This window comes from Vibrio sp. 3-2(1), from assembly GCF_963887575.1.
Lineage (GTDB): Bacteria > Pseudomonadota > Gammaproteobacteria > Enterobacterales > Vibrionaceae > Vibrio > Vibrio anguillarum.
Map to the genome: position 1 here is coordinate 539,062 of NZ_CAWPGB010000011.1, position 18,802 is coordinate 557,863.

Here is an 18,802-nt window from a genome sequence, read left to right on the forward strand (position 1 = left end):
AACGGGCATCTTCATCTGTATCCTAAAAGCGCACAGTGGCAGATTTTTATTCTATCAAACATCAATTTAGTGTAGTTTAATAAAGAAATTATTTATTTTTCAGGAATTATACAATGCAAAATATCGGGATGTCGTCAAAACTCGACAATGTCTGCTATGACATTAGGGGTCCTGTACTCAAACATGCTAAACGCATGGAGGAAGAGGGGCATAAAATACTGAAGTTAAACATTGGTAACCCCGCCCCATTTGGCTTTGACGCCCCAGATGAAATCCTAGTTGATGTGATCCGTAATCTGCCTACTTCACAAGGCTATTGCGACTCAAAGGGGATCTATTCCGCGCGCAAAGCCGTGGTGCAGCACTACCAGAAAAAAGGGCTGCGTAGCCTAGATATAGAAGATGTTTACATCGGTAATGGTGCTTCAGAGCTTATCGTGATGGCGATGCAAGCGCTGCTTAATAATGGCGATGAAATGCTTGTCCCTGCTCCTGATTATCCATTATGGACCGCTTCGGTCGCCCTCTCCGGTGGCACTGCCGTGCATTACTTGTGTGATGAAGAAGCCGATTGGTACCCTGATCTCAACGACATCAAAAGTAAAATCACGCCCAAAACACGCGGTATTGTATTGATAAACCCCAACAACCCAACAGGGGCTGTCTATAACCGTGATTTTCTGCTGGAAATTGTTGAGATTGCACGCAAGCATAAATTGATCATTTTCGCCGACGAAATCTATGACAAAATCTTATACGATGGTGCAACCCATACGCCTATTTCAACGCTAGCTGATGACGTTTTAATGGTCACTTTTAACGGCCTGTCGAAAGCGTACCGTGTGTGCGGATTCCGAGGCGGTTGGATGTTCCTTACCGGGCCAAAACACATCGCAAAAGGTTATGTGGCTGGTTTGGAAATGCTTGCCTCAATGCGTTTGTGTGCCAACGTGCCCATGCAGCATGCGATTCAAACCGCATTAGGCGGCTATCAAAGCATCAACGAGCTGATTTTACCCGGCGGCCGACTGCTCGAACAGCGCGACCGCGCGTGGGAACTCATCAACCAAATCCCCGGCGTTTCATGTGTCAAACCTAAAGGAGCCATGTACCTGTTCCCGAAAATCGACACGAAAATGTACAGCATTAAAGATGACCAAAAAATGGTGCTCGACTTCTTAAAACAAGAGAAAGTGCTATTGGTTCAAGGAACGGGCTTTAACTGGCCAAAACCGGATCACTTCCGCATTGTCACCTTACCGCATATTGAAGATTTGGAAATTGCCATTGGCCGCTTCGAGCGTTTCTTATCGACCTACAGTCAGTAGCATTCTGACGTAAACTTCCATATGCTAAACGGGCGCACTTTTCGATACTAAAAGTGCGCCCGTTTTCTTTTAATCGCCAATTTTTCTCTTAGCCCCCGACACAGCAAGGATGTTTATTGCAATGAAAGAGAGTCACTTTTTTGCTCACTTAGCCCGAATGAAGTTAATTCAACGCTGGCCTTTAATGCGATCCATCTCCAGTGAAAATATCTCTGAACACAGCCTACAAGTGGCATTTGTCGCTCACGCTTTAGCCGTAATCAAAAACAAAAAATTTGGCGGCAAGGTCAACCCTGAACGGATTGCGATTTTAGGTATGTACCACGATACCAGTGAAGTGTTGACGGGCGATCTTCCGACACCAGTTAAATACTACAACCCCGATATTGCGAAAGAATACAAAAAGATAGAAGCCGCCGCCGAACAAAAACTGCTCTCGATGTTGCCTGAAGAGCTGCGTGAGGATTTTGCTCCATATCTCGTTTCAGACGCCGCGCACCCTGAAGATGTGGCGATAGTCAAACAGGCAGATTCACTCTGCGCCTATCTCAAATGCTTAGAAGAGCTCAGCGCGGGCAACCATGAATATGCGCTGGCCAAAAAACGTTTAGACGTCACCTTACGAGATCGCCATACACCTGAGATGGAGTATTTTCTCAATACCTTTGCCCCTAGTTTCGAATTAACGCTGGACGAGATCAGCTAACTCACGCTAAGTTACTTGTTAAGTGTTTGAAAAACATAAATGTACTGCAGGAGATGGCATGGATATATCCATTGACCCCAAATGGCTTGAACGCCAAGATGATGAGCATAAAATCCGCCGCGATGATCACCGTAGCCCCTTCCAACGCGATCGGGCGCGTATTCTTCACTCTGCGGCATTTCGTCGCTTGCAAGCCAAAACTCAAGTACATGGCACTAGCCTGAATGATTTCCATCGCACTCGTCTCACTCACTCCTTAGAAGCTGCGCAACTCGGCACTGGGATAGTGGCGCAAATTAAACTCAAACAACCTGAGTTTCGTGATTTGCTGCCTTCGGATAGTTTGATCGATTCCTTATGCCTAGCGCATGATATCGGCCATCCTCCTTATGGTCATGGCGGCGAAGTGGCGCTCAATTATATGATGCGCGATCACGGCGGCTTTGAAGGCAACGCGCAAACCTTTAGAATTGTAACCAGCTTAGAGCCCTACACCGAACACCATGGCATGAACCTGTCACGCCGCACTGTGCTAGGGTTATTAAAATACCCTGCGCTGCTGAGCCAAACTCGCGCCGTACAGCAACCCAATGCAGTCGCTCACCAGCGTCAGTTGAAAGCTAAAGAGTGGTCGCCTGCTAAGGGAATATACGATTGCGATCACGCGATTTTTTCTTGGGTAACGGAGCCGCTCTCTGCGCAAGATAAAGCCCTACTCAGTCAAATGCGTGGTCAGCCCGCAACGCCTTATCAACATCACAAGACTCGCTTTAAATCACTCGATTGCTCAATCATGGAGCTGGCCGATGACATTGCCTACGGCGTGCACGATTTAGAAGATGCCATCGTACTTGGCATGGTGACTCGCCAACAGTGGCAAGAGGCCGCGGCCTCGAAACTGGCCGAATGCGGTGATGCGTGGTTTGAAGAACACATTGCTTCCATCAGTGAAATGCTGTTTGCAGGCAAACATTACCGTCGTAAAGATGCGATTGGCGGGATTGTTAATGCACTACTGACTAGTATTCATATTCAAGCCGTTGATGCGCATTTTGAGAATGAGCTACTCGCCTTCAACGCCTATTTAGAACCCAATATGGCCGCCGCGCTGGAAGTACTGAAATCATTTGTGAACCAATATGTGATTCAAATTCCGCAAGTGCAGCGTTTTGAATACAAAGGCCAGCAGATCATCATGGATCTGTTTGAAGCGCTAAGCGCCGATCCTGAACGCTTACTGCCAGAAACAACGCGCGGTAAGTGGCAAGCCCAAACCAATGAAAACGATGGTATGCGCGTTATCTGTGACTATATTTCGGCTATGACCGATGGCTATGCGCAAAGGCTCCATCAACAACTGTTCTCAGCTCATAATCACTATTAATGGCTGGTTGAGTGGTAGCTTCTGCCATCATTACTCACTGATATAGCGGTTACTCGCTGATATAGTTTTGCTTAAAAACCCCAGCTGGCATTTGGCTAATTTGAAAGGCAACCATCGCATCAAAAGCATCAAGGAGCGGTTGAAAACTTTGCCGAGGCTCAAGCAATGACAAGATATGAAAACCAGCTTCAACAGTTGATAAGCTGTTTTCACTCGGTGCCTTGCGAATGCGATAATTGCCTTTGAGATCGGTCGGCAAGTGCAAACACGGTAGCGAATGTAAATTGCTCGAGAGTTGCCACATTTTATACGCTTTCTTCCAAGTACCATCGAGTAAAATAACTCGTACTTTTCTGGTATCAGCATTGATATTCATAGCCGACACGGGCTGCGCAGTCTCATGCGGGTAAAGTACATAGTTGAGCACATCCGGCTCAGCTAAGCACTCGTTCAGCTGAGTGTGCTGGCTAAAATCTTCAGCAACAAAGCGCCTGCAATTCGCTAAAGATAAATCGAGAATTCGGGCTGTGCCCATTGGGCGATGTTCTTCTGTCGGATGTTGAAGAATGATAAGCTCGACCGACGAGGAAAGCGGTACGATCAAAGAACAGATGCAGGCTTTTCGCGCTTTACCACATTGAGAACAGTATCGAGACATAACGTGAATTACTTTCGCCTTTGCTTACTAAACATAAACCATCAAAAAAATCGTTATTTTGCACTACTTGCTATCAGCTTGGTCTGCTTGGGGTTGCAATGGCCGCCACTGGCCGCCCTCAGTGCGTGGAATCGGCCTGCCATTGAAGCGGGCCAATGGTGGCGGATCCTAACAGGAAATTTCACACACACCAACTTTACGCACCTTGGTATGAACCTCGCAGGGCTGTGGATTATCCATTTGGTGTTTCAACCGAGCAGTAAAAAATGGTTAATCAGCCTTCTGGCAACCAGCCTGATGGTAGGCGTTAGCCTTTTTTTGAGCCGTATGCAAGTCTATGTCGGCCTTTCAGGCGCGCTCCATGGAATGTTTGCCTATTTGGCGCTGCAAGAAGCACTGCAAGGGCGTCGCAGCAGTTGGCTGTTGGTGGTTGGTGTTATTGTCAAAGTTGTCTGGGAGCAAATTTTCGGCGCTTCAAGTAACACCAGTGAGCTTATTAATGCACGCGTGGCTATCGAAGCGCATTTAGCAGGCATGTTGGCCGGGTTGATACTCGCCATCGGTGAATGGCTGAGATCAAAAAAAGCGGAGAAGTAACGTACTTCTCCGCTTAATACTCTCCGAAAAATAATCTGCCTGCTTCGAGAAAGACGCACCTAACCTAAACGATTGGCCGTTGACCGCGACTGATCAATTTCAGAAGCACGCTATCAGCCGCTTCGCCCGCAACACCAGCCAATTTATCAGTCAGTTTTTTCTTCTGCACATAATGGATTGCCAGTACCGTTTTATCTTTACACGCAGCAACCACTAAGTCGTCAGAAGTTTTGATCTCATCAACTAAACCGAGCTCTTGAGCTTGAGTCCCAAACCAGTGTTCACCAGTGGCCACTTTCTCAAGGTCAAGCGCTGGGCGATGCTCGCGGATAAAATCTTTAAACAGTTCGTGGGTCTCTTCGAGTTCTTGCTTGAACTTATCGCGCGCTTTATCACTGTTTTCACCAAACATAGTCAGCGTGCGTTTGTATTCACCTGCGGTCAATTGTTCAAATTCAATGTCATGTTTTTTAAGCAGTTTATTGAAATTAGGCAACTGTGCAATAACGCCAATGGATCCAACAATCGCAAAAGGAGCGGCCACAATTTTATCAGCAATACACGCCATCATATAACCACCGCTGGCGGCCACTTTATCAACTGCGATGGTTAGGGGTAACCCAGCCGCTTTAATGCGATCGAGCTGCGAAGAAGCCAAACCATAACCATGCACCATGCCGCCGCCAGTCTCTAAACGCAGCAACACTTCATCACCTTGACGAGCAACGGCGAGAATGGCGGTCACTTCCTCGCGTAGCGAACTCACTTCTTTGGCATCAATACTGCCGTTGAAATCCAAGACAAAGAGATGCGGTTCACGTTTGGTATCTAGCGCGCCCTCTTTGGCCGCTTTTTTGATCGCTTTGTCACGTGCTTTGTTTTTCTCTTTTTCGCTTTTCTTTTCTGCTTTATCGCGAGCCTTCAAGAAAGCATCATCGTGCAGATGGTGTTCCATCTGCTCGACCATTTCTTTATGACGCTCGGTTAAATTCACTACTTCCAGCTCGCCTTTCTGCGCGCTGTTTTTTCCGCCCACCGATTTCACAATGACCAATAGCACAACAAGAGCGACGACGATTGTCGCAATCTTGGCCAAAAATAGGCCGTAGTCCAATAAAAATTCCAACGTCCTAATCCTCATAGGTTTTGATTTGGTGTATTGTAACCACCTTGTCACGAAGACTTAAAGCAAATCATAACAATAAGGAAGCACAAGGTGGATTATTCAGTTTCTGCAGATGCCCTCAAAGATAGAGTCATTTTAGTTACAGGTGCTGGCGACGGTATCGGTAAACAAGCCGCCATCAGCTATGCAGCCCACGGCGCAACCGTCATTTTGCTCGGCCGCACGGTGAAAAAGTTAGAACAAACTTATGATGAGATAGAAAACGCTGGCTACGCAACACCTGCGATTGTTCCGCTGGACATGAAAGGAGCCACCAAGCAACATTATCTCGATATGATCGATACCATTGCAGAGCAGTTTGGTCGCTTAGATGGCGTGCTACATAACGCGGGGCTTTTGGGTGTGATCAGCCCGTTTGATCAGATCGGTGAAGATTCTTATGACGATGTCATGCAGGTCAACGTCAAAGCGCAATTCTTACTCAGCCAAGCGGCGCTGCCATTGCTGCACAAATCTCCAGATGCGCGAATTGTATTTACGTCTTCAACCGTAGGCCATGATGGTCGTGCTTTTTGGGGCACTTATGCTATGTCAAAATTCGCCACAGAAGGGATGATGCAAGTGCTAGCTGATGAGCTAAGCAACACATCAATTCGAGTGAATGCAATTAATCCCGGTGGCACGCGTACTGGCATGCGCGCTAAAGCTTATCCCGCTGAAGATGTGGAGTTGTTGAAAACGCCTAAAGATATCATGCCGCTTTATCTCTATTTAATGGCGCCGGAAGGCCAAGCTGTGAATGGTCAATGTATCGATGCACAACCGAAAAAGTAATGGCTTAGCTTTTTCTTAATCTTTCAATGCCTTGCCTCATCAGCAAGGCATTGTCGTTTGAGGTAAAAATCACTATTTCATGTCGGCACATTAGAGACGACTTTGTTGTGATGATGGCCAAAAATCTTACGAAAGCACATCACGTAATCGGTCTTGTGCCACTTGTACTAATAAATCGGGTTGGAATTTAGAGATAAAACGATCACAACCCACTTTTTGTACCATGGCTTCATTAAAGCTGCCACTGAGTGACGTGTTTAACGTAATAAATAGTGATTTCATTCTCGGATCGTTACGGATCTCGGAAGTCAGTTTATAGCCGTCCATTTCTGGCATTTCAGCATCGGTGATCATCAGTAAAAGCTCACTCGTTACATCTCTTCCTTCATCGCTCCACGACTTCAGAAGATTCAATGCTTCTAAGCCATCTCTGCATTCGACAATTTCTAAACCAAGCTGTGAGAGCGTCCCTTTTATTTGGTTACGAGCCGTTGAAGAATCATCCACAATCAGAATTTTTCGCCCGACCATCTCCGCAACCAAATCATGATCAAGAATGCCTTCTGAGATAGAAACATCATAATCAATAATCTCAGCTAACACTTTTTCAACATCAATGATTTCAACAATATGGCTACTGTTGGCCTCTTTAACATGGGTGATAGCGGTAAGGTAATTAGACCGGCCAGCTAAACGCGGTGGTGGCTGAATTTCAGTCCATGCGGTATTGATAATATTGCGAACTTGCCCAACCAAAAAACCTTGAATGGTTCGATTGTACTCAGTGATGATGAGGTTCTGTTCCTGGCTATCCAAGCGAGATGGAGGAAAACCGATCGCACTGCGCAAATCAATGACAGGAACTGGCACTCCCCTCAATGAGGCTACACCCGTAATATTATGATGAGAACCGGGCAATTTCGTTAACTGAGGAACTTTGATCACTTCCCTCACCTTAAATACATTGATCGCAAAAATTTGCCGGCTATTTAAGCTGAATAAAAGCAACTCAAGTCGATTCTCTCCGACAAGATTGGTGCGCTGGTCAACCGTATTTAAAACACCTGACATACGAAATCCCGAAAATTATAGTGAACTCACATAACAGTATAGCCATATGGGTTAATTGTAAAAAATATAAATGATCTAACCGCGAAAAAATTAACCTTCGACAACTTTCATCAGCAAAAGTCCATCATAGAGAGCTTGTTTAATCAAAGCCGCACCGGGCATGGTTGCCTGTTTATAAAAACGTGATTCCACTAATTCGAGATCTTGATGATAGACAGGTAAGCTCTGCTCTTCGATGCATTTTTGCAATGCAGGGTATAACACGTTCTTAGCTTGGTTGATAACACCACCGATAAGAATTTTTTCTGGGTTAAACAGGTTGATCACAATTGCGATTGCGGCCCCTAAATAACGCCCTAGTTTCTCTATCACATCCACCGCTAATGGGTCACCCTCTGCTGCGGCCTCACAGATATCTTCAATAGTGATTTCACTGTGCTCGGTCAATGATGAAACCTCACCGTTTGCAATACGCAGCGCCACTTCTTCACGAATTGCTTGCGAACTGGCGACTGTCTCCAAACAGCCAATATTGCCACAATGGCAACGTTTACCGTGCGGATCAATTTGGATATGACCTAACTCACCGATATTCCCGTGCCGACCTTGCAGCACCCTGCCATCGAGGATAATGCCGGCCCCTAAACCGTGGTGAATAGAGATAAGAACCGAATTTTCATTGCCTTGCGAATGGCCAAACAACTTTTCAGCCAGTGCCCAAGCTCGGGTATCATTTGCCACAAATACAGGTAGGCCCGTCGCCTTATAAATTTCAGGACCAAGAGCCAGATTTTCCACATTGTAATGAGGCATCTGCAGCACAATCCCTTGCTCTGAATTCACTAAACCGGGCAAGGTAATTGCGATACTCGTCACTCGATCCAATTGCGACGAGTAGGTTTGAAAAAACTCTTCAATTTCGTAAAGCAACCTAGCGAGCACGTCATCTTGGTCTAGCTCATGGATCTCAATTTTGGTGTCGATCAACACTTCACCACCCAACTCATGCAGGGCAATGATTAGGTAACCACGCCCTAAACGCATGGATAAAAATTGCCATCCCTCATTATTGGTTTGTAAACCAACGGCTGGGCGGCCACGGCTGATCGCTTCTTGTACTGTCGTTTCATGGATTAAATGAGCTTCAATTAACTCACGAGTAATTTTGGTAATACTTGCCGGAGCAAGCTCACTCTCCTTCGATAAATCGATGCGAGAAATGGGACCTTTTTGGTCGATGAGTTTATATACACGACCAGCATTGACCTGTTTGATATGATCAATATGGCCTGGTTGCGCCATATACATTGGGAGCTCCAGAAATCAATAACATGCCAATTTTTTTACTTTGCGAAGTAATTGTGAAGCGCTTTAGTATATTGCCGTGACAAGCATCACGGATATACCTAGATCTTCGTGTATTTAGCCAATAAACTGCCATTTGTTTACATTCAAAAAATATGAAACTCCTCTTTTTTTGTGACAAAAATCATCTGACACCTGTCGATAAATTTCACTCTTATCCCCTTTCTTTCGCCAGATCTTGCATATACTCAATCTAGATTCCCGCCCCATCAGGAGAACACAATGACCGCTGTGTTAAGAAGAACAAAAATCGTGACTACTTTAGGCCCATCAACAGACAAAGGCGAGATATTAGAGGCGATTATCAAAGCTGGCGCAAATGTTGTGCGCATGAATTTTTCACATGGTAGCTCCGAGGACCATAAACTGCGAGCGCAACGAGTAAGAGCTATCGCTGCTAAGTTGGGTCGCCATGTCGCTTTACTTGGTGATTTACAAGGACCAAAAATTAGGGTCTCCACATTTAAAGAAGGAAAAGTCTACTTAAATGAAGGTGACCGATTTGTTCTTGATGCAGAGCTCCCCCCAGGGCAAGGTGACCAAGACTCGGTTGGCATTGACTACAAAAAACTACCACAAGATGTGCAACAGGATGACTTGCTGCTATTGGACGACGGACGAGTACAACTACTCGTTACAGCAGTCGATGGTGCTAAAATACACACCATAGTCACCGTCGGTGGCCCACTTTCAAATAACAAAGGCATCAACAAAAAGGGTGGCGGTTTATCGGCGGAAGCGCTGACCGAAAAAGACAAACGAGACATACTACTCGCCGCCGAAATACAGGTTGAATATCTAGCCATTTCATTTCCTCGCAATGGCGAAGATATGAAATACGCTCGCCGCCTCGCTCGTGATGCAGGCCTTGAGGCCAAGCTCGTGGCTAAAGTGGAACGGGCAGAAACTGTAGCCAGTGATCACAATATTGATGACATCATTATGGCCTCCGATGTGATCATGGTCGCTCGTGGTGACTTGGGGGTAGAAATTGGTGATCCTGAGCTGGTTGGTGTGCAGAAAAAGCTGATCCGCCGCGCTAAGGCACTCAATAGAGTAGTGATCACAGCAACACAAATGATGGAGTCAATGATAGAGAACCCAATGCCAACCCGCGCGGAGGTAATGGATGTTGCCAATGCGGTGCTTGACGGAACCGATGCGGTGATGCTTTCAGGTGAAACTGCTGCTGGGAAATACCCAGTAGAAACGGTTCGTTCGATGGCCGAAGTGTGTGTCGGTGCGGAAAAAATGATCGAAGCTAGCCAACAAAATTACCGAATCGATACTTCGTTTGTGACTGCTGAAGAGACCATCGCGATGTCCACTATCTATGCGGCCAATCACATGGAAGGAATCAAAGCCATGGTGACTCTGACCGAATCAGGAAGAACAGCGCTTATGACCTCACGCTTAAATTCTGTACTGCCTATCTTTGCTATGTCGCCCAATGAACGAAGTTTAAACCGCTGCGCTCTATATCGGGGAGTCACACCCGTCTATTTTGATACCAAAGCAGATACTGGTTTTGATGTGGCCGTTGCAGCTCTCAATACGCTTAAGGAGAAAAAATTGTTAGAGTTCGGTGACTTAGTGATCATCACTCAAGGTGACATTATGGATGTCGAAGGGTCAACCAACTGCATGCGTATCCTGCCGGTCCTTGAATAACCCGTTCTCCCCGTTGACTTAATGGTCGCGGGGAAAATAATCCGATGATGCAATACGGGACTGATATGCCGACTGCGCTTGGTTAAATTGGTCGATAAATCGATAACCCGCCGTCAGTCCCAGCTCATAATCATAAAGCAGATCTTCTTGACTGCTTAAGAGAGATCTTGACCTCAATGGTTCGCTGGGCACAATCTGTAGGATGTAAACATCATCCGGCGGCGCACGCAAAAATTCTTGAGTAAGAGAATAAGTTTGGTAATGCACCATTAACATATCCGCTAACCCCGAATCAAACTTGTCACCAATTAAATGACTCAAGCGATAAATATCATCAGCGCCAAATAACCAGCGTCCACCATTGAGTAGCTCCAAATTCATTTGCTCACGTTTTTGTAACTTAGAACGTTCTATTTGTTGATGGAGAAGACCACTCCACTCTTGCTTCCAGTAAGACAATTTTTGTCGCCACTGACCTTGAATATTTTGCAAAGGTTCATGTAACCAATGAGCCTCGTTGTAAGGCTTAGCAGAAGGCAACGGCTTCATCGGTAACCCACTCTCTACCGCGTCGGCATCAGGGCATTCAGTGCGGATTACCGCAACAAAACGGGCACCTCTACGCCATGCCTCCTGAACTGGAATTGATGCCGATACTCCACCATCAATATATAGGTCATCACCCAGCTTGACTTCATGCGGATATAAGCGGGGAATCGCACAGGTGGCAATCAACACCTCTCGCCAGTTACTTTCTAATATCGGGAAATAATGGTCGTGTAGTGAGTGTGCTGAGGTAACAGCAGCATAAGCTTTTCTTTTCGCAAGGACTTGGGCTCCCATATCGACATCCAACCGATAAGGAAATTCCGATATGCGATCTAAAGCCCAATCCAAGTTCATGAACTGCTTACGCCGAACGTAGCTAAATAGATTAAAAAAATTAGCATCCGTGGTGAGTTCTAAAATAAAAGCCTTACCTAACCCATGTTGACGGCATAGGTAAGCGCACAAATTCAATGCACCTGCAGAGGTGCCATAAAATTCATCAAAGGGGTCAAAATTGGAAAGAAGGAACGCATCTAACACACCTGCGGTAAAAATACCTCTTTGACCACCACCTTGGGCAACCAATGCATTTTTTCCTCCAATGTACTTCGAGAGCCGATCTAAATCCGCTCTCGTCTCTTTATCAGAGATAGTTCCACTAGTGTTCATCAGCAGAACCCTCGTTGATTAATGGCTGATAGCGATCAAACCAAAACCGACGAGAATAGTAAAGACCGTTGCAGTAATCACTAATGCATATTTTAGATCAAGTTCCATAGCCACCTCCTATCAGATAACAAAGTAATAACATCAGTGTGAAGTATCTTCAAGAATCGGTGGTTTTTCGTGCACAATTATGGAGTTACCATCACAATAACCTAATCGTTAAAAAGTGGCTTAGGTTAATAATTATGCATCAATACAATAAAATCATTCTTATCATCGGAGCTTTATCTGCTCACTATGCACAAGCGCAAGTCATCGTCTCTCCCTTTTTTGGGTATATGATTGGGGGCGAAATCGAGGATCAAGCCAGCAATGAATACGATTTAAAAGCTTCCTCTGGTTATGGCCTCGCTATAGAAACTGATTACGAAAAAGGCCGAATTGGTCTGTTTTATGCCACTCAAAACACCTCTGTTGAAACCATTAACTCGGATGCCAACATCCATTATCTCCACTTTCAAAGCAGCATTTATTATCCGACAAGCCAACAATTGACCGCTTATATAGGCCTAGGTATCGGTGGTTCTTATACGGATGTTGACTGGGCTAAAGATAAATATGGTTTTTCTTCAAGCTTGTTTGGGGGTTTTGAGTATGCCTTTACCGATAACATTGCGCTGAATAGCCAAGTGCGTTGGTTAGGTACCTCTGTTGACAACGAAACTTCAGCAACCTGCACACTGCCCTCTTCAGAAACGTGCGCGATTCGTTTTAAATCTGATTGGATCAATCAATTTTCGGCTAATATCGGCCTAACAGTTCGTTTTTAAACCAAGATAAAATTGTGGTGTGATTCACTAGTGAGTGTATGTTTTTCAGTCATACACTCTTCGACAAAAAATAGTTTTATCATTTATATTTTTTAGACAACGAAGTTATAAATTCCATTCTTATTAAAAAATGACGTTCATTCCACCTAAATCCCAATTAATTAACAACTAATACACCATCAAAAAACCAGAGAATAACATTTACAATCTATTGCCTTAACTTAGATTAGTCTGTAGTCTCGAACCCATGCGTAGCTGATTATTTCAGATACAGCAAACACACATCGAACTATTAAGAACAATATTCTGAGTTCTCTGAAAGCTGACAACATATAACACTAACTTTTTGCCAGTTCATGGATGATGGCGCAAATATTCACGGTCTATTTAGTGTACCGATAGTATTCATCACTCCAACACTGGCTCCGCAGCCGAAGAGAAGCTTCATACCTCAGGGAAGTCGTAAAGGAGTAAACAATGAAGCGAGAACAATGGGGATCCCGTGCAGGGTTCATTCTGGCTGCCGTAGGTTCGGCTATCGGTCTTGGAAACATATGGCGTTTCCCTTATATGGCTTATGAGAATGGGGGTGGTGCATTCTTCATCCCTTACCTTTTCGCCATGATCACAGCGGGTATACCGTTTATGATCCTAGAGTTCAGCATGGGTCAAAAGCATCGCGGTTCAGCACCAGCCACTCTGGCTAAAATTCACGCAAAATTTGAATGGTTAGGTTGGTTCCAAGTAGGGGTTGCCGCTATTATTGCTGTGTATTATGTGGCCGTTATTGGCTGGGCTATTTCCTACTTTGGTATGTCGTTTACACAAAGTTGGGGAACCGATACTAATGCTTTCTTCTTTAGCAACTATTTAGCACTAGGCGATAATTCACCGACCAATCTCGGTAGTATTCAATGGAAAATCGCCATTGCAATGCTGATTGCATGGGCCATTACTTATGCTGCTATCGTCGGTGGAGTGAAATCTGGAATCGAACGCGCTTCAAAAATCATGATGCCAATACTGTTTATCATGGTACTGCTTTTGATTGGCCGCATGATTTTCCTACCAGGTGCATTAGATGGTGTGAACTACATGTTTGAGCCTGACTTTGACAAGATCTGGGATGTGAAGGTTTGGGCTGCTGCTTATGGACAGATTTTCTTCACCCTAAGTATTGGTTTTGCCATCATGCTGGCGTATTCCAGCTACCTTCCTGAGAAATCAGACATAACGAATAACGCCTTCATGACAGTATTGATCAACTGTGGTTTCTCAATTCTGGCGGGGATTATGATTTTCTCTGTTCTTGGCTACATGGCTCATGAACAAGGCAAACCGTTGACAGAAGTCGTGTCTGCGGGCGTTGGGCTTGCATTCGTTACGTTGCCAGCGGCTATCAACCTATTGCCAGCGCCCTATATTCTTGGGCCAATCTTCTTCTTTGCACTTGTTGTTGCAGGCCTAAGCTCACACATATCAATCATTGAAGCCGTCACCTCAGCCGTCATCGATAAGCTAAAATGGAGCCGTAAAAAGGCCGCTAATGTAGTTATCAGTGTAGGGTTTTTGGTTTCAATGGCCTTTGCGACCAACGGTGGCCTGTTGCTACTCGACCTTGTCGACCACTTCGCAAACAACGTGGGCATTATGGCGAGCTGTCTAGTGGAACTTACGCTCATGGCATGGCTATTTAAGATTTCTGACGTACGCAAATACGTGAACAGCATTTCCGATTTCAATATTGGCGTGTGGTTTGATATTTGTCTGCGCTTTATCTCACCTGTAATTTTGGCCATTATTGTCGCCACAAAACTGAACGCTCTATTCACAGAAGGTTACGGTGGTTATGACCTCACCCTAGGATGGGTCATGATCGGGTTACTATTCGCTATAGGCGTAACAATCAATGCAACAAGCCGCAAGGAGTGCAACTAATGACGACAAGTGCAATTATTATGATGATTATTGGTTTGGGCATTACGTGGGGTGGCGCCGCCATCTGCATTAAAAAAGCCATGAACAAACAATAATCCTGTTGATTCTAAAAGCCGATGTCATCATCGGCTTTTTTTATGCCTGTCGACAACCGCTACACCTGCCTCTTGAAGCCAAACCTATTCATGCCACCAAAACCACAGCAAAATTAAACAAGTGATGTGAATAAAGGAATAGAGCGAAATAGCCCTTACTTGATTATCGTTTGAGATAAAAGAGAATTAAGTCAACAAGCCAAGTGTGAGATCCGTCTTATCGCCGCAAGCGGACAACTCAACTAATAAATGAGATGGCAATGATCAACTTATAAAAATAGGGGATGGCTGATGAACGAGTTAGCGGCAAAAGAAAAGGAGGCTTTCGCCTCCTTTTTTATAGGGGAATGAAAAGATATGAATTAACCGTGGTTACGGATCCACTCATCCATTTCAGTTTTAAGGTTGTCAGACTTAGTACCAAAGATAGCTTGAACGCCACCCGATACAACAACAACACCCGCAGCACCAAGCTGTTTCAATTTCTCTTGGTTTACTGCTTCTGTTTTAGCAACAGAAACGCGTAGACGAGTAATACATGCATCTAGGTTAGTGATGTTTTCTTTACCACCAAAGGCTGCAACAAGTTCACCAGCTAACTCACTACCTGTAGCAGAAGAAGCCTCTTCAGATTCATCTTCACGACCAGGAGTTTTCAGGTTCATCGTACGGATAACGAAAGTAAACACGACATAGTATAGAACTGCATAAGCAATACCTAGACCAACCAATAGCAACATGTTTTCAGCACGAGGAGATTGAACAACAAAGTCAATGAAACCGTTCGAGAACGTGTGACCGTGAACAACACCTAGAGCGTTAGTCAATACATAAGCAAGACCAGCTAGCAAAGCATGAACAACATAAAGTACTGGAGCGATGAATAGGAACGAGAACTCAATAGGTTCTGTAATACCCGTTAGGAATGAAGTCAATGCAGCTGACGCCATGATACCCATTACTTTGGCACGGTTTTCTGGTTTAGCACTGTGTGCAATTGCAATTGCTGCAGCTGGAAGACCGAACATTTTGAATAGGTAGCCACCCGCTAGTTGACCGAAACCGTTACCTGCAGCGCGAGACGCATCATCAGCAGTCAAGAAACAAGTCATGATACCGTGAACGGTAGTACCTGCATTGTTGGTACATGTACCTGCTTCATAGAAGAAAGGCACGTTCCAGATGTGGTGAAGACCAAATGGAATCAATGAACGCTCAACAACACCGTAGATACCAAATGCGGTTACTGGGTTTTGGTTAGCAGCCCAATCAGAGAATGTTGCGATAGCTGAACCTACAGGAGGCCAAATGATAGATAAAACAATACCTAGAGCAATCGCAAGGAAACCCGTAATGATTGGTACTGCACGTTTACCCGCGAAGAAGCCAAGATATTCAGGAAGTTGAATTTTGTAAAAACGATTGAATGCCCAAGCAGCAACACCACCTGCAAGGATACCACCAAGAACGCCCGTCTCGATGTTATCAACACCCATTACGACTGCCATTACTTTTAGCGTCGCAACCATGATGCCATAGCCAACAATTGCTGACAGGCCTGAAACACCATCGTTATTCGTGAAGCCTAATGCTACACCTACTGCAAAGAGTAGTGCCATTTGACCAAAAACCGAACCACCAGCTTGTTCCATTAAATGTGAAACAACTTCTGGTAGCCAGCTAAAGTTCGCTGCACCCACACCAAGCAAAATACCCGCAACTGGTAAAACTGATACTGGAAGCATCAGAGCCTTACCAACTTTCTGCAGGTTTGCAAAAAGGTTTTTAAACATGTTTATGCTCCTGATTAAGTTATTAGAATTGTTTGGGTTCTAACGGCACACCCCCGTAGCCTAAATGTTAGCACCCAATGAAAATGTAACCACATATCGCATTATATTTTTCGCCTCTAAATATATCTTGATGCCACTCAAACTTTCTAGTTAGTAACGAAATTTTGTTTCAAAACAATAGACCGATCACAATGCGGGAGGGTGTAAACCCTGCCAATCAATTAATATAACTTCATGTTTTATAATGACATTGTTAACAATACCATTAATTTCACAGAGTGAATAAAATTAGCGCACTTGTTATTTTTAGTAACAAAATTACAATTTTAACTTTCAAGCTTATTTTTTCAACAGATTAAGTAAACAAGGTAATAAGTTGTTAATTATCACGCGAACTTGATAAAAAACGCCGTCTTACACGCATTTCTCACGACAATTCAACTTTCCGTCGCAAAAAAAGATTTTGGTAATTTTCGGTCGTTTTTTCTTCAATTACTTTTAATGACAGACTTTTTAGCTGTGCAATATAAGCAGCAACCTCAACAACGTAGGCTGGCTGATTTTGCTGACCACGGTGTGGAACCGGCGCAAGATAAGGGGAATCAGTTTCAATCAGCAAGCGTTCCAAGGGCAGCGCCTTCACAACTTCTTTCAATTCTGTCGCTTGTCTAAACGTGACAATTCCTGAGATAGAAATATAAAAGCCAAGCTCCATAGCGGCTTGTGCAAAGGCAAGATCTTCAGTAAAACAATGGATAACACCACCGCACCTTTCTGCCCCACCATTACGGAGCATTTCAAGAGTATCAGCCCGGGCATTTCGTGTATGAATAATCAAAGGTTTGTTAAGGGCAACGGCGGTTTCAATGTGCTGTGAAAACCGTAACTTCTGTAATTCAGCCGTTTCCGGTTGATAGTGATAATCTAGCCCCGTTTCGCCAATCGCCACCACTTTGGGATGACTCGCGTATTGATGGAAGCGGGTCAATTCAAAATGACTTTCAACGTCAAGTGGATGAACACCACAAGAAGCATGAACATTATCAAAGGGCTGAATAAGCTCTAACATTGGTTCAAAAGAATCCAGCGTTACGCCAACAGAAAGCAATTGCTTAACATTGGCTTGACGAGCTTTTTCTACTACATCAGCAACATCGATATGGAGCGTATCGTAATCAAGTTTATCTAAGTGGCAGTGCGAATCTACAAACATGTTTTCTCATCATTAAAGTTAAATAGCCAATCGCTGATCAGTAGCTCGCTATTGAGCCCACTAAACGTCTTTAGTTCTTCCATCAAACGAGTTAATGCCTTGGTTTGGCGATAAAGTACTGGGTAGCTGATCTGTTTTGCTAATCGAAGGCTAATAGGAAGCTGCTGCTGTTCAACCACGCCAAATTGTACCTTTTGCGTATCGGTCAACATGGTCCACAACCAAGCCAAATATTGGGTAGGTGCCTCATTAATCTGCTTCACACAAGCGGAAATATCGGCACTAGTATCGGTTAAGCAATGAGCAATATTTTGCTCAAAAGCCTGATATTTTGCTAACTCTCCCGATTGAATAAACGCCAACGTATTTAGTGGTGAATAACCATTTAAATGCGCCGCATAAGGAGGGACAGGTTGCGATGTCTGTTCACTTAACCAATGCGAGACTTGTTCACTGCTCGGTGGTGTCAGCACCGTTTTTTGACAGCGACTGATAATGGTTGGGAGTAATGGGTTGATACGAGAGGCGACAAGTAAGAAAAAACAATTGCGCCCCGGAGCTTCTAACGTTTTGAGCAGTGCATTCGCTGCTGATTCATTCATGGAATCGGCGGGATTAATAACGATAAAGCGAGCACCAGAAAGCTGCGCCGATTCTTGAGCCAACTTATTGCATTGCCTAATTTGATCAACGGTAATCGCCTTCCCCTCTTTTTCAGGCGAGATCAGATGAAAATCAGGGTGACTACCAGACTTCATCAATTCGCAGCTATGACAAAACCCACACGCTTCTGAATGGCCATGCGAACACATCACTGCTGCACTCAACTTCTCAATGAGCCGTTCAGCGCCCAGCCCTGAGGGAGAAACGAGTAAGCTCGCCGCAGGGAACTGCTGGTTATTGAGGCTGGTTTGCCACTGAAGCCAATAGCCTGCTAACCAAGGATACAGATCATTTATCATCAATTTGTTACTCAAT

At 44.7% G+C, this 18,802-nt stretch carries 18 protein-coding genes; 9 read left to right on the plus strand and 9 right to left on the minus strand.

Translation table 11 applies throughout. The features are described from left to right. Nucleotides 1-113: 113 nt before the first annotated feature. The 3 genes from AACQ79_RS05020 (at nucleotide 114) to AACQ79_RS05030 (ending at nucleotide 3,418) form a co-directional block, all read left to right on the plus strand. Nucleotides 114-1,328, plus strand: coding sequence for a pyridoxal phosphate-dependent aminotransferase (locus AACQ79_RS05020; protein WP_170898654.1), 1,215 nt, complete (start codon nucleotides 114-116; stop codon nucleotides 1,326-1,328). Between the two features lie 121 nt (nucleotides 1,329-1,449). Next, nucleotides 1,450-2,034 carry a 5'-deoxynucleotidase gene (gene yfbR, locus AACQ79_RS05025; protein ID WP_026028390.1) on the plus strand — a complete coding sequence of 195 codons (585 nt, stop codon included), beginning with the start codon at nucleotides 1,450-1,452 and terminating at the stop codon, nucleotides 2,032-2,034. Nucleotides 2,035-2,092: 58 nt separating this feature from the next. Continuing rightward, nucleotides 2,093-3,418: an anti-phage deoxyguanosine triphosphatase gene (locus AACQ79_RS05030; protein WP_170898656.1), complete on the plus strand. Its 1,326-nt coding sequence runs from the start codon at nucleotides 2,093-2,095 to the stop codon at nucleotides 3,416-3,418. A gap of 49 nt (nucleotides 3,419-3,467) precedes the next feature. On the opposite strand, the gene AACQ79_RS05035 is transcribed toward AACQ79_RS05030, so the two are convergent. Beyond that, nucleotides 3,468-4,076 carry a tRNA-uridine aminocarboxypropyltransferase gene (locus AACQ79_RS05035; protein ID WP_170898658.1) on the minus strand — a complete coding sequence of 203 codons (609 nt, stop codon included), beginning with the start codon at nucleotides 4,074-4,076 and terminating at the stop codon, nucleotides 3,468-3,470. A gap of 3 nt (nucleotides 4,077-4,079) precedes the next feature. On the opposite strand from AACQ79_RS05035, the gene rrtA reads away from it, so the two are divergent. Next, complete coding sequence (gene rrtA, locus AACQ79_RS05040) at nucleotides 4,080-4,673, plus strand: rhombosortase (RefSeq protein WP_170898660.1); 594 nt, start codon at nucleotides 4,080-4,082, stop codon at nucleotides 4,671-4,673. Between the two features lie 64 nt (nucleotides 4,674-4,737). Here the strand turns inward: rrtA and sohB are convergent, their stop codons facing one another. Next, nucleotides 4,738-5,799 carry a protease SohB gene (gene sohB, locus AACQ79_RS05045; protein WP_026028277.1) on the minus strand — a complete coding sequence of 354 codons (1,062 nt, stop codon included), beginning with the start codon at nucleotides 5,797-5,799 and terminating at the stop codon, nucleotides 4,738-4,740. A gap of 90 nt (nucleotides 5,800-5,889) precedes the next feature. On the opposite strand from sohB, the gene AACQ79_RS05050 reads away from it, so the two are divergent. Further along, nucleotides 5,890-6,633 carry a YciK family oxidoreductase gene (locus AACQ79_RS05050; RefSeq protein ID WP_013856422.1) on the plus strand — a complete coding sequence of 248 codons (744 nt, stop codon included), beginning with the start codon at nucleotides 5,890-5,892 and terminating at the stop codon, nucleotides 6,631-6,633. A gap of 126 nt (nucleotides 6,634-6,759) precedes the next feature. Here AACQ79_RS05050 and AACQ79_RS05055 read toward each other — a convergent pair whose 3' ends face one another. Together AACQ79_RS05055 and mlc are read right to left on the minus strand one after the other, a co-directional pair. Beyond that, nucleotides 6,760-7,704 carry a chemotaxis protein CheV gene (locus tag AACQ79_RS05055; RefSeq protein WP_170898662.1) on the minus strand — a complete coding sequence of 315 codons (945 nt, stop codon included), beginning with the start codon at nucleotides 7,702-7,704 and terminating at the stop codon, nucleotides 6,760-6,762. A 90-nt stretch (nucleotides 7,705-7,794) separates the two neighbouring features. Next, the gene (mlc, locus tag AACQ79_RS05060; protein ID WP_013856420.1) at nucleotides 7,795-9,012 is read right to left on the minus strand and encodes a sugar metabolism global transcriptional regulator Mlc; all 1,218 of its coding nucleotides are present in this window, start codon (nucleotides 9,010-9,012) and stop codon (nucleotides 7,795-7,797) included. A 279-nt stretch (nucleotides 9,013-9,291) separates the two neighbouring features. Between mlc and pyk the strand changes: the two genes are divergently transcribed. Then, complete coding sequence (gene pyk, locus AACQ79_RS05065; RefSeq protein WP_017045267.1) at nucleotides 9,292-10,740, plus strand: pyruvate kinase; 1,449 nt, start codon at nucleotides 9,292-9,294, stop codon at nucleotides 10,738-10,740. An 18-nt stretch (nucleotides 10,741-10,758) separates the two neighbouring features. On the opposite strand, the gene AACQ79_RS05070 is transcribed toward pyk, so the two are convergent. Next, a complete protein-coding gene (locus tag AACQ79_RS05070) occupies nucleotides 10,759-11,958 on the minus strand; it encodes a patatin-like phospholipase family protein (protein WP_170898665.1) in 1,200 nt (399 codons plus the stop codon). An 18-nt stretch (nucleotides 11,959-11,976) separates the two neighbouring features. Next, nucleotides 11,977-12,066: a cytochrome bd-I oxidase subunit CydH gene (cydH, locus tag AACQ79_RS05075; protein WP_094123948.1), complete on the minus strand. Its 90-nt coding sequence runs from the start codon at nucleotides 12,064-12,066 to the stop codon at nucleotides 11,977-11,979. A gap of 38 nt (nucleotides 12,067-12,104) precedes the next feature. Here cydH and AACQ79_RS05080 point away from each other — a divergent pair, with 38 nt between their 5' ends. From AACQ79_RS05080 to AACQ79_RS05090, 3 genes are all read left to right on the plus strand, one after another. Beyond that, complete coding sequence (locus AACQ79_RS05080; RefSeq protein WP_170898667.1) at nucleotides 12,105-12,785, plus strand: outer membrane beta-barrel protein; 681 nt, start codon at nucleotides 12,105-12,107, stop codon at nucleotides 12,783-12,785. A 477-nt stretch (nucleotides 12,786-13,262) separates the two neighbouring features. Continuing rightward, complete coding sequence (locus AACQ79_RS05085) at nucleotides 13,263-14,723, plus strand: sodium-dependent transporter (RefSeq protein ID WP_017045264.1); 1,461 nt, start codon at nucleotides 13,263-13,265, stop codon at nucleotides 14,721-14,723. After that, entirely contained in the window at nucleotides 14,723-14,818 is a 96-nt protein-coding gene (locus AACQ79_RS05090; RefSeq protein ID WP_010319106.1) for a MetS family NSS transporter small subunit, read from the plus strand. Before AACQ79_RS05085 ends, AACQ79_RS05090 begins: the two co-directional genes overlap by 1 nt. Before the next feature lie 362 nt (nucleotides 14,819-15,180). Here AACQ79_RS05090 and ptsG read toward each other — a convergent pair whose 3' ends face one another. The 3 genes from ptsG to holB form a co-directional block, all read right to left on the minus strand. After that, entirely contained in the window at nucleotides 15,181-16,611 is a 1,431-nt protein-coding gene (ptsG, locus tag AACQ79_RS05095) for a PTS glucose transporter subunit IIBC (protein ID WP_013856413.1), read from the minus strand. Between the two features lie 427 nt (nucleotides 16,612-17,038). Continuing rightward, nucleotides 17,039-17,824, minus strand: coding sequence for a TatD family hydrolase (locus tag AACQ79_RS05100; RefSeq protein ID WP_170898670.1), 786 nt, complete (start codon nucleotides 17,822-17,824; stop codon nucleotides 17,039-17,041). Then, nucleotides 17,815-18,801 carry a DNA polymerase III subunit delta' gene (gene holB / locus AACQ79_RS05105; RefSeq protein WP_094151321.1) on the minus strand — a complete coding sequence of 329 codons (987 nt, stop codon included), beginning with the start codon at nucleotides 18,799-18,801 and terminating at the stop codon, nucleotides 17,815-17,817. Before holB ends, AACQ79_RS05100 begins: the two co-directional genes overlap by 10 nt. Between the last annotated feature and the right edge of the window lies 1 nt (nucleotide 18,802).

Coding starts and splice junctions, on each gene's coding strand:
- AACQ79_RS05020 (WP_170898654.1), top strand. CDS start 114: ATGCAAAATATCGGGATGTCGTCAAAACTCGACAATGTCTGCTATGAC.
- yfbR (WP_026028390.1), top strand. CDS start 1,450: ATGAAAGAGAGTCACTTTTTTGCTCACTTAGCCCGAATGAAGTTAATT.
- AACQ79_RS05030 (WP_170898656.1), top strand. CDS start 2,093: ATGGATATATCCATTGACCCCAAATGGCTTGAACGCCAAGATGATGAG.
- AACQ79_RS05035 (WP_170898658.1), bottom strand. CDS start 4,076: ATGTCTCGATACTGTTCTCAATGTGGTAAAGCGCGAAAAGCCTGCATC.
- AACQ79_RS05055 (WP_170898662.1), bottom strand. CDS start 7,704: ATGTCAGGTGTTTTAAATACGGTTGACCAGCGCACCAATCTTGTCGGA.
- mlc (WP_013856420.1), bottom strand. CDS start 9,012: ATGTATATGGCGCAACCAGGCCATATTGATCATATCAAACAGGTCAAT.
- pyk (WP_017045267.1), top strand. CDS start 9,292: ATGACCGCTGTGTTAAGAAGAACAAAAATCGTGACTACTTTAGGCCCA.
- AACQ79_RS05070 (WP_170898665.1), bottom strand. CDS start 11,958: ATGAACACTAGTGGAACTATCTCTGATAAAGAGACGAGAGCGGATTTA.
- cydH (WP_094123948.1), bottom strand. CDS start 12,066: ATGGAACTTGATCTAAAATATGCATTAGTGATTACTGCAACGGTCTTT.
- AACQ79_RS05085 (WP_017045264.1), top strand. CDS start 13,263: ATGAAGCGAGAACAATGGGGATCCCGTGCAGGGTTCATTCTGGCTGCC.
- AACQ79_RS05090 (WP_010319106.1), top strand. CDS start 14,723: ATGACGACAAGTGCAATTATTATGATGATTATTGGTTTGGGCATTACG.
- ptsG (WP_013856413.1), bottom strand. CDS start 16,611: ATGTTTAAAAACCTTTTTGCAAACCTGCAGAAAGTTGGTAAGGCTCTG.
- AACQ79_RS05100 (WP_170898670.1), bottom strand. CDS start 17,824: ATGTTTGTAGATTCGCACTGCCACTTAGATAAACTTGATTACGATACG.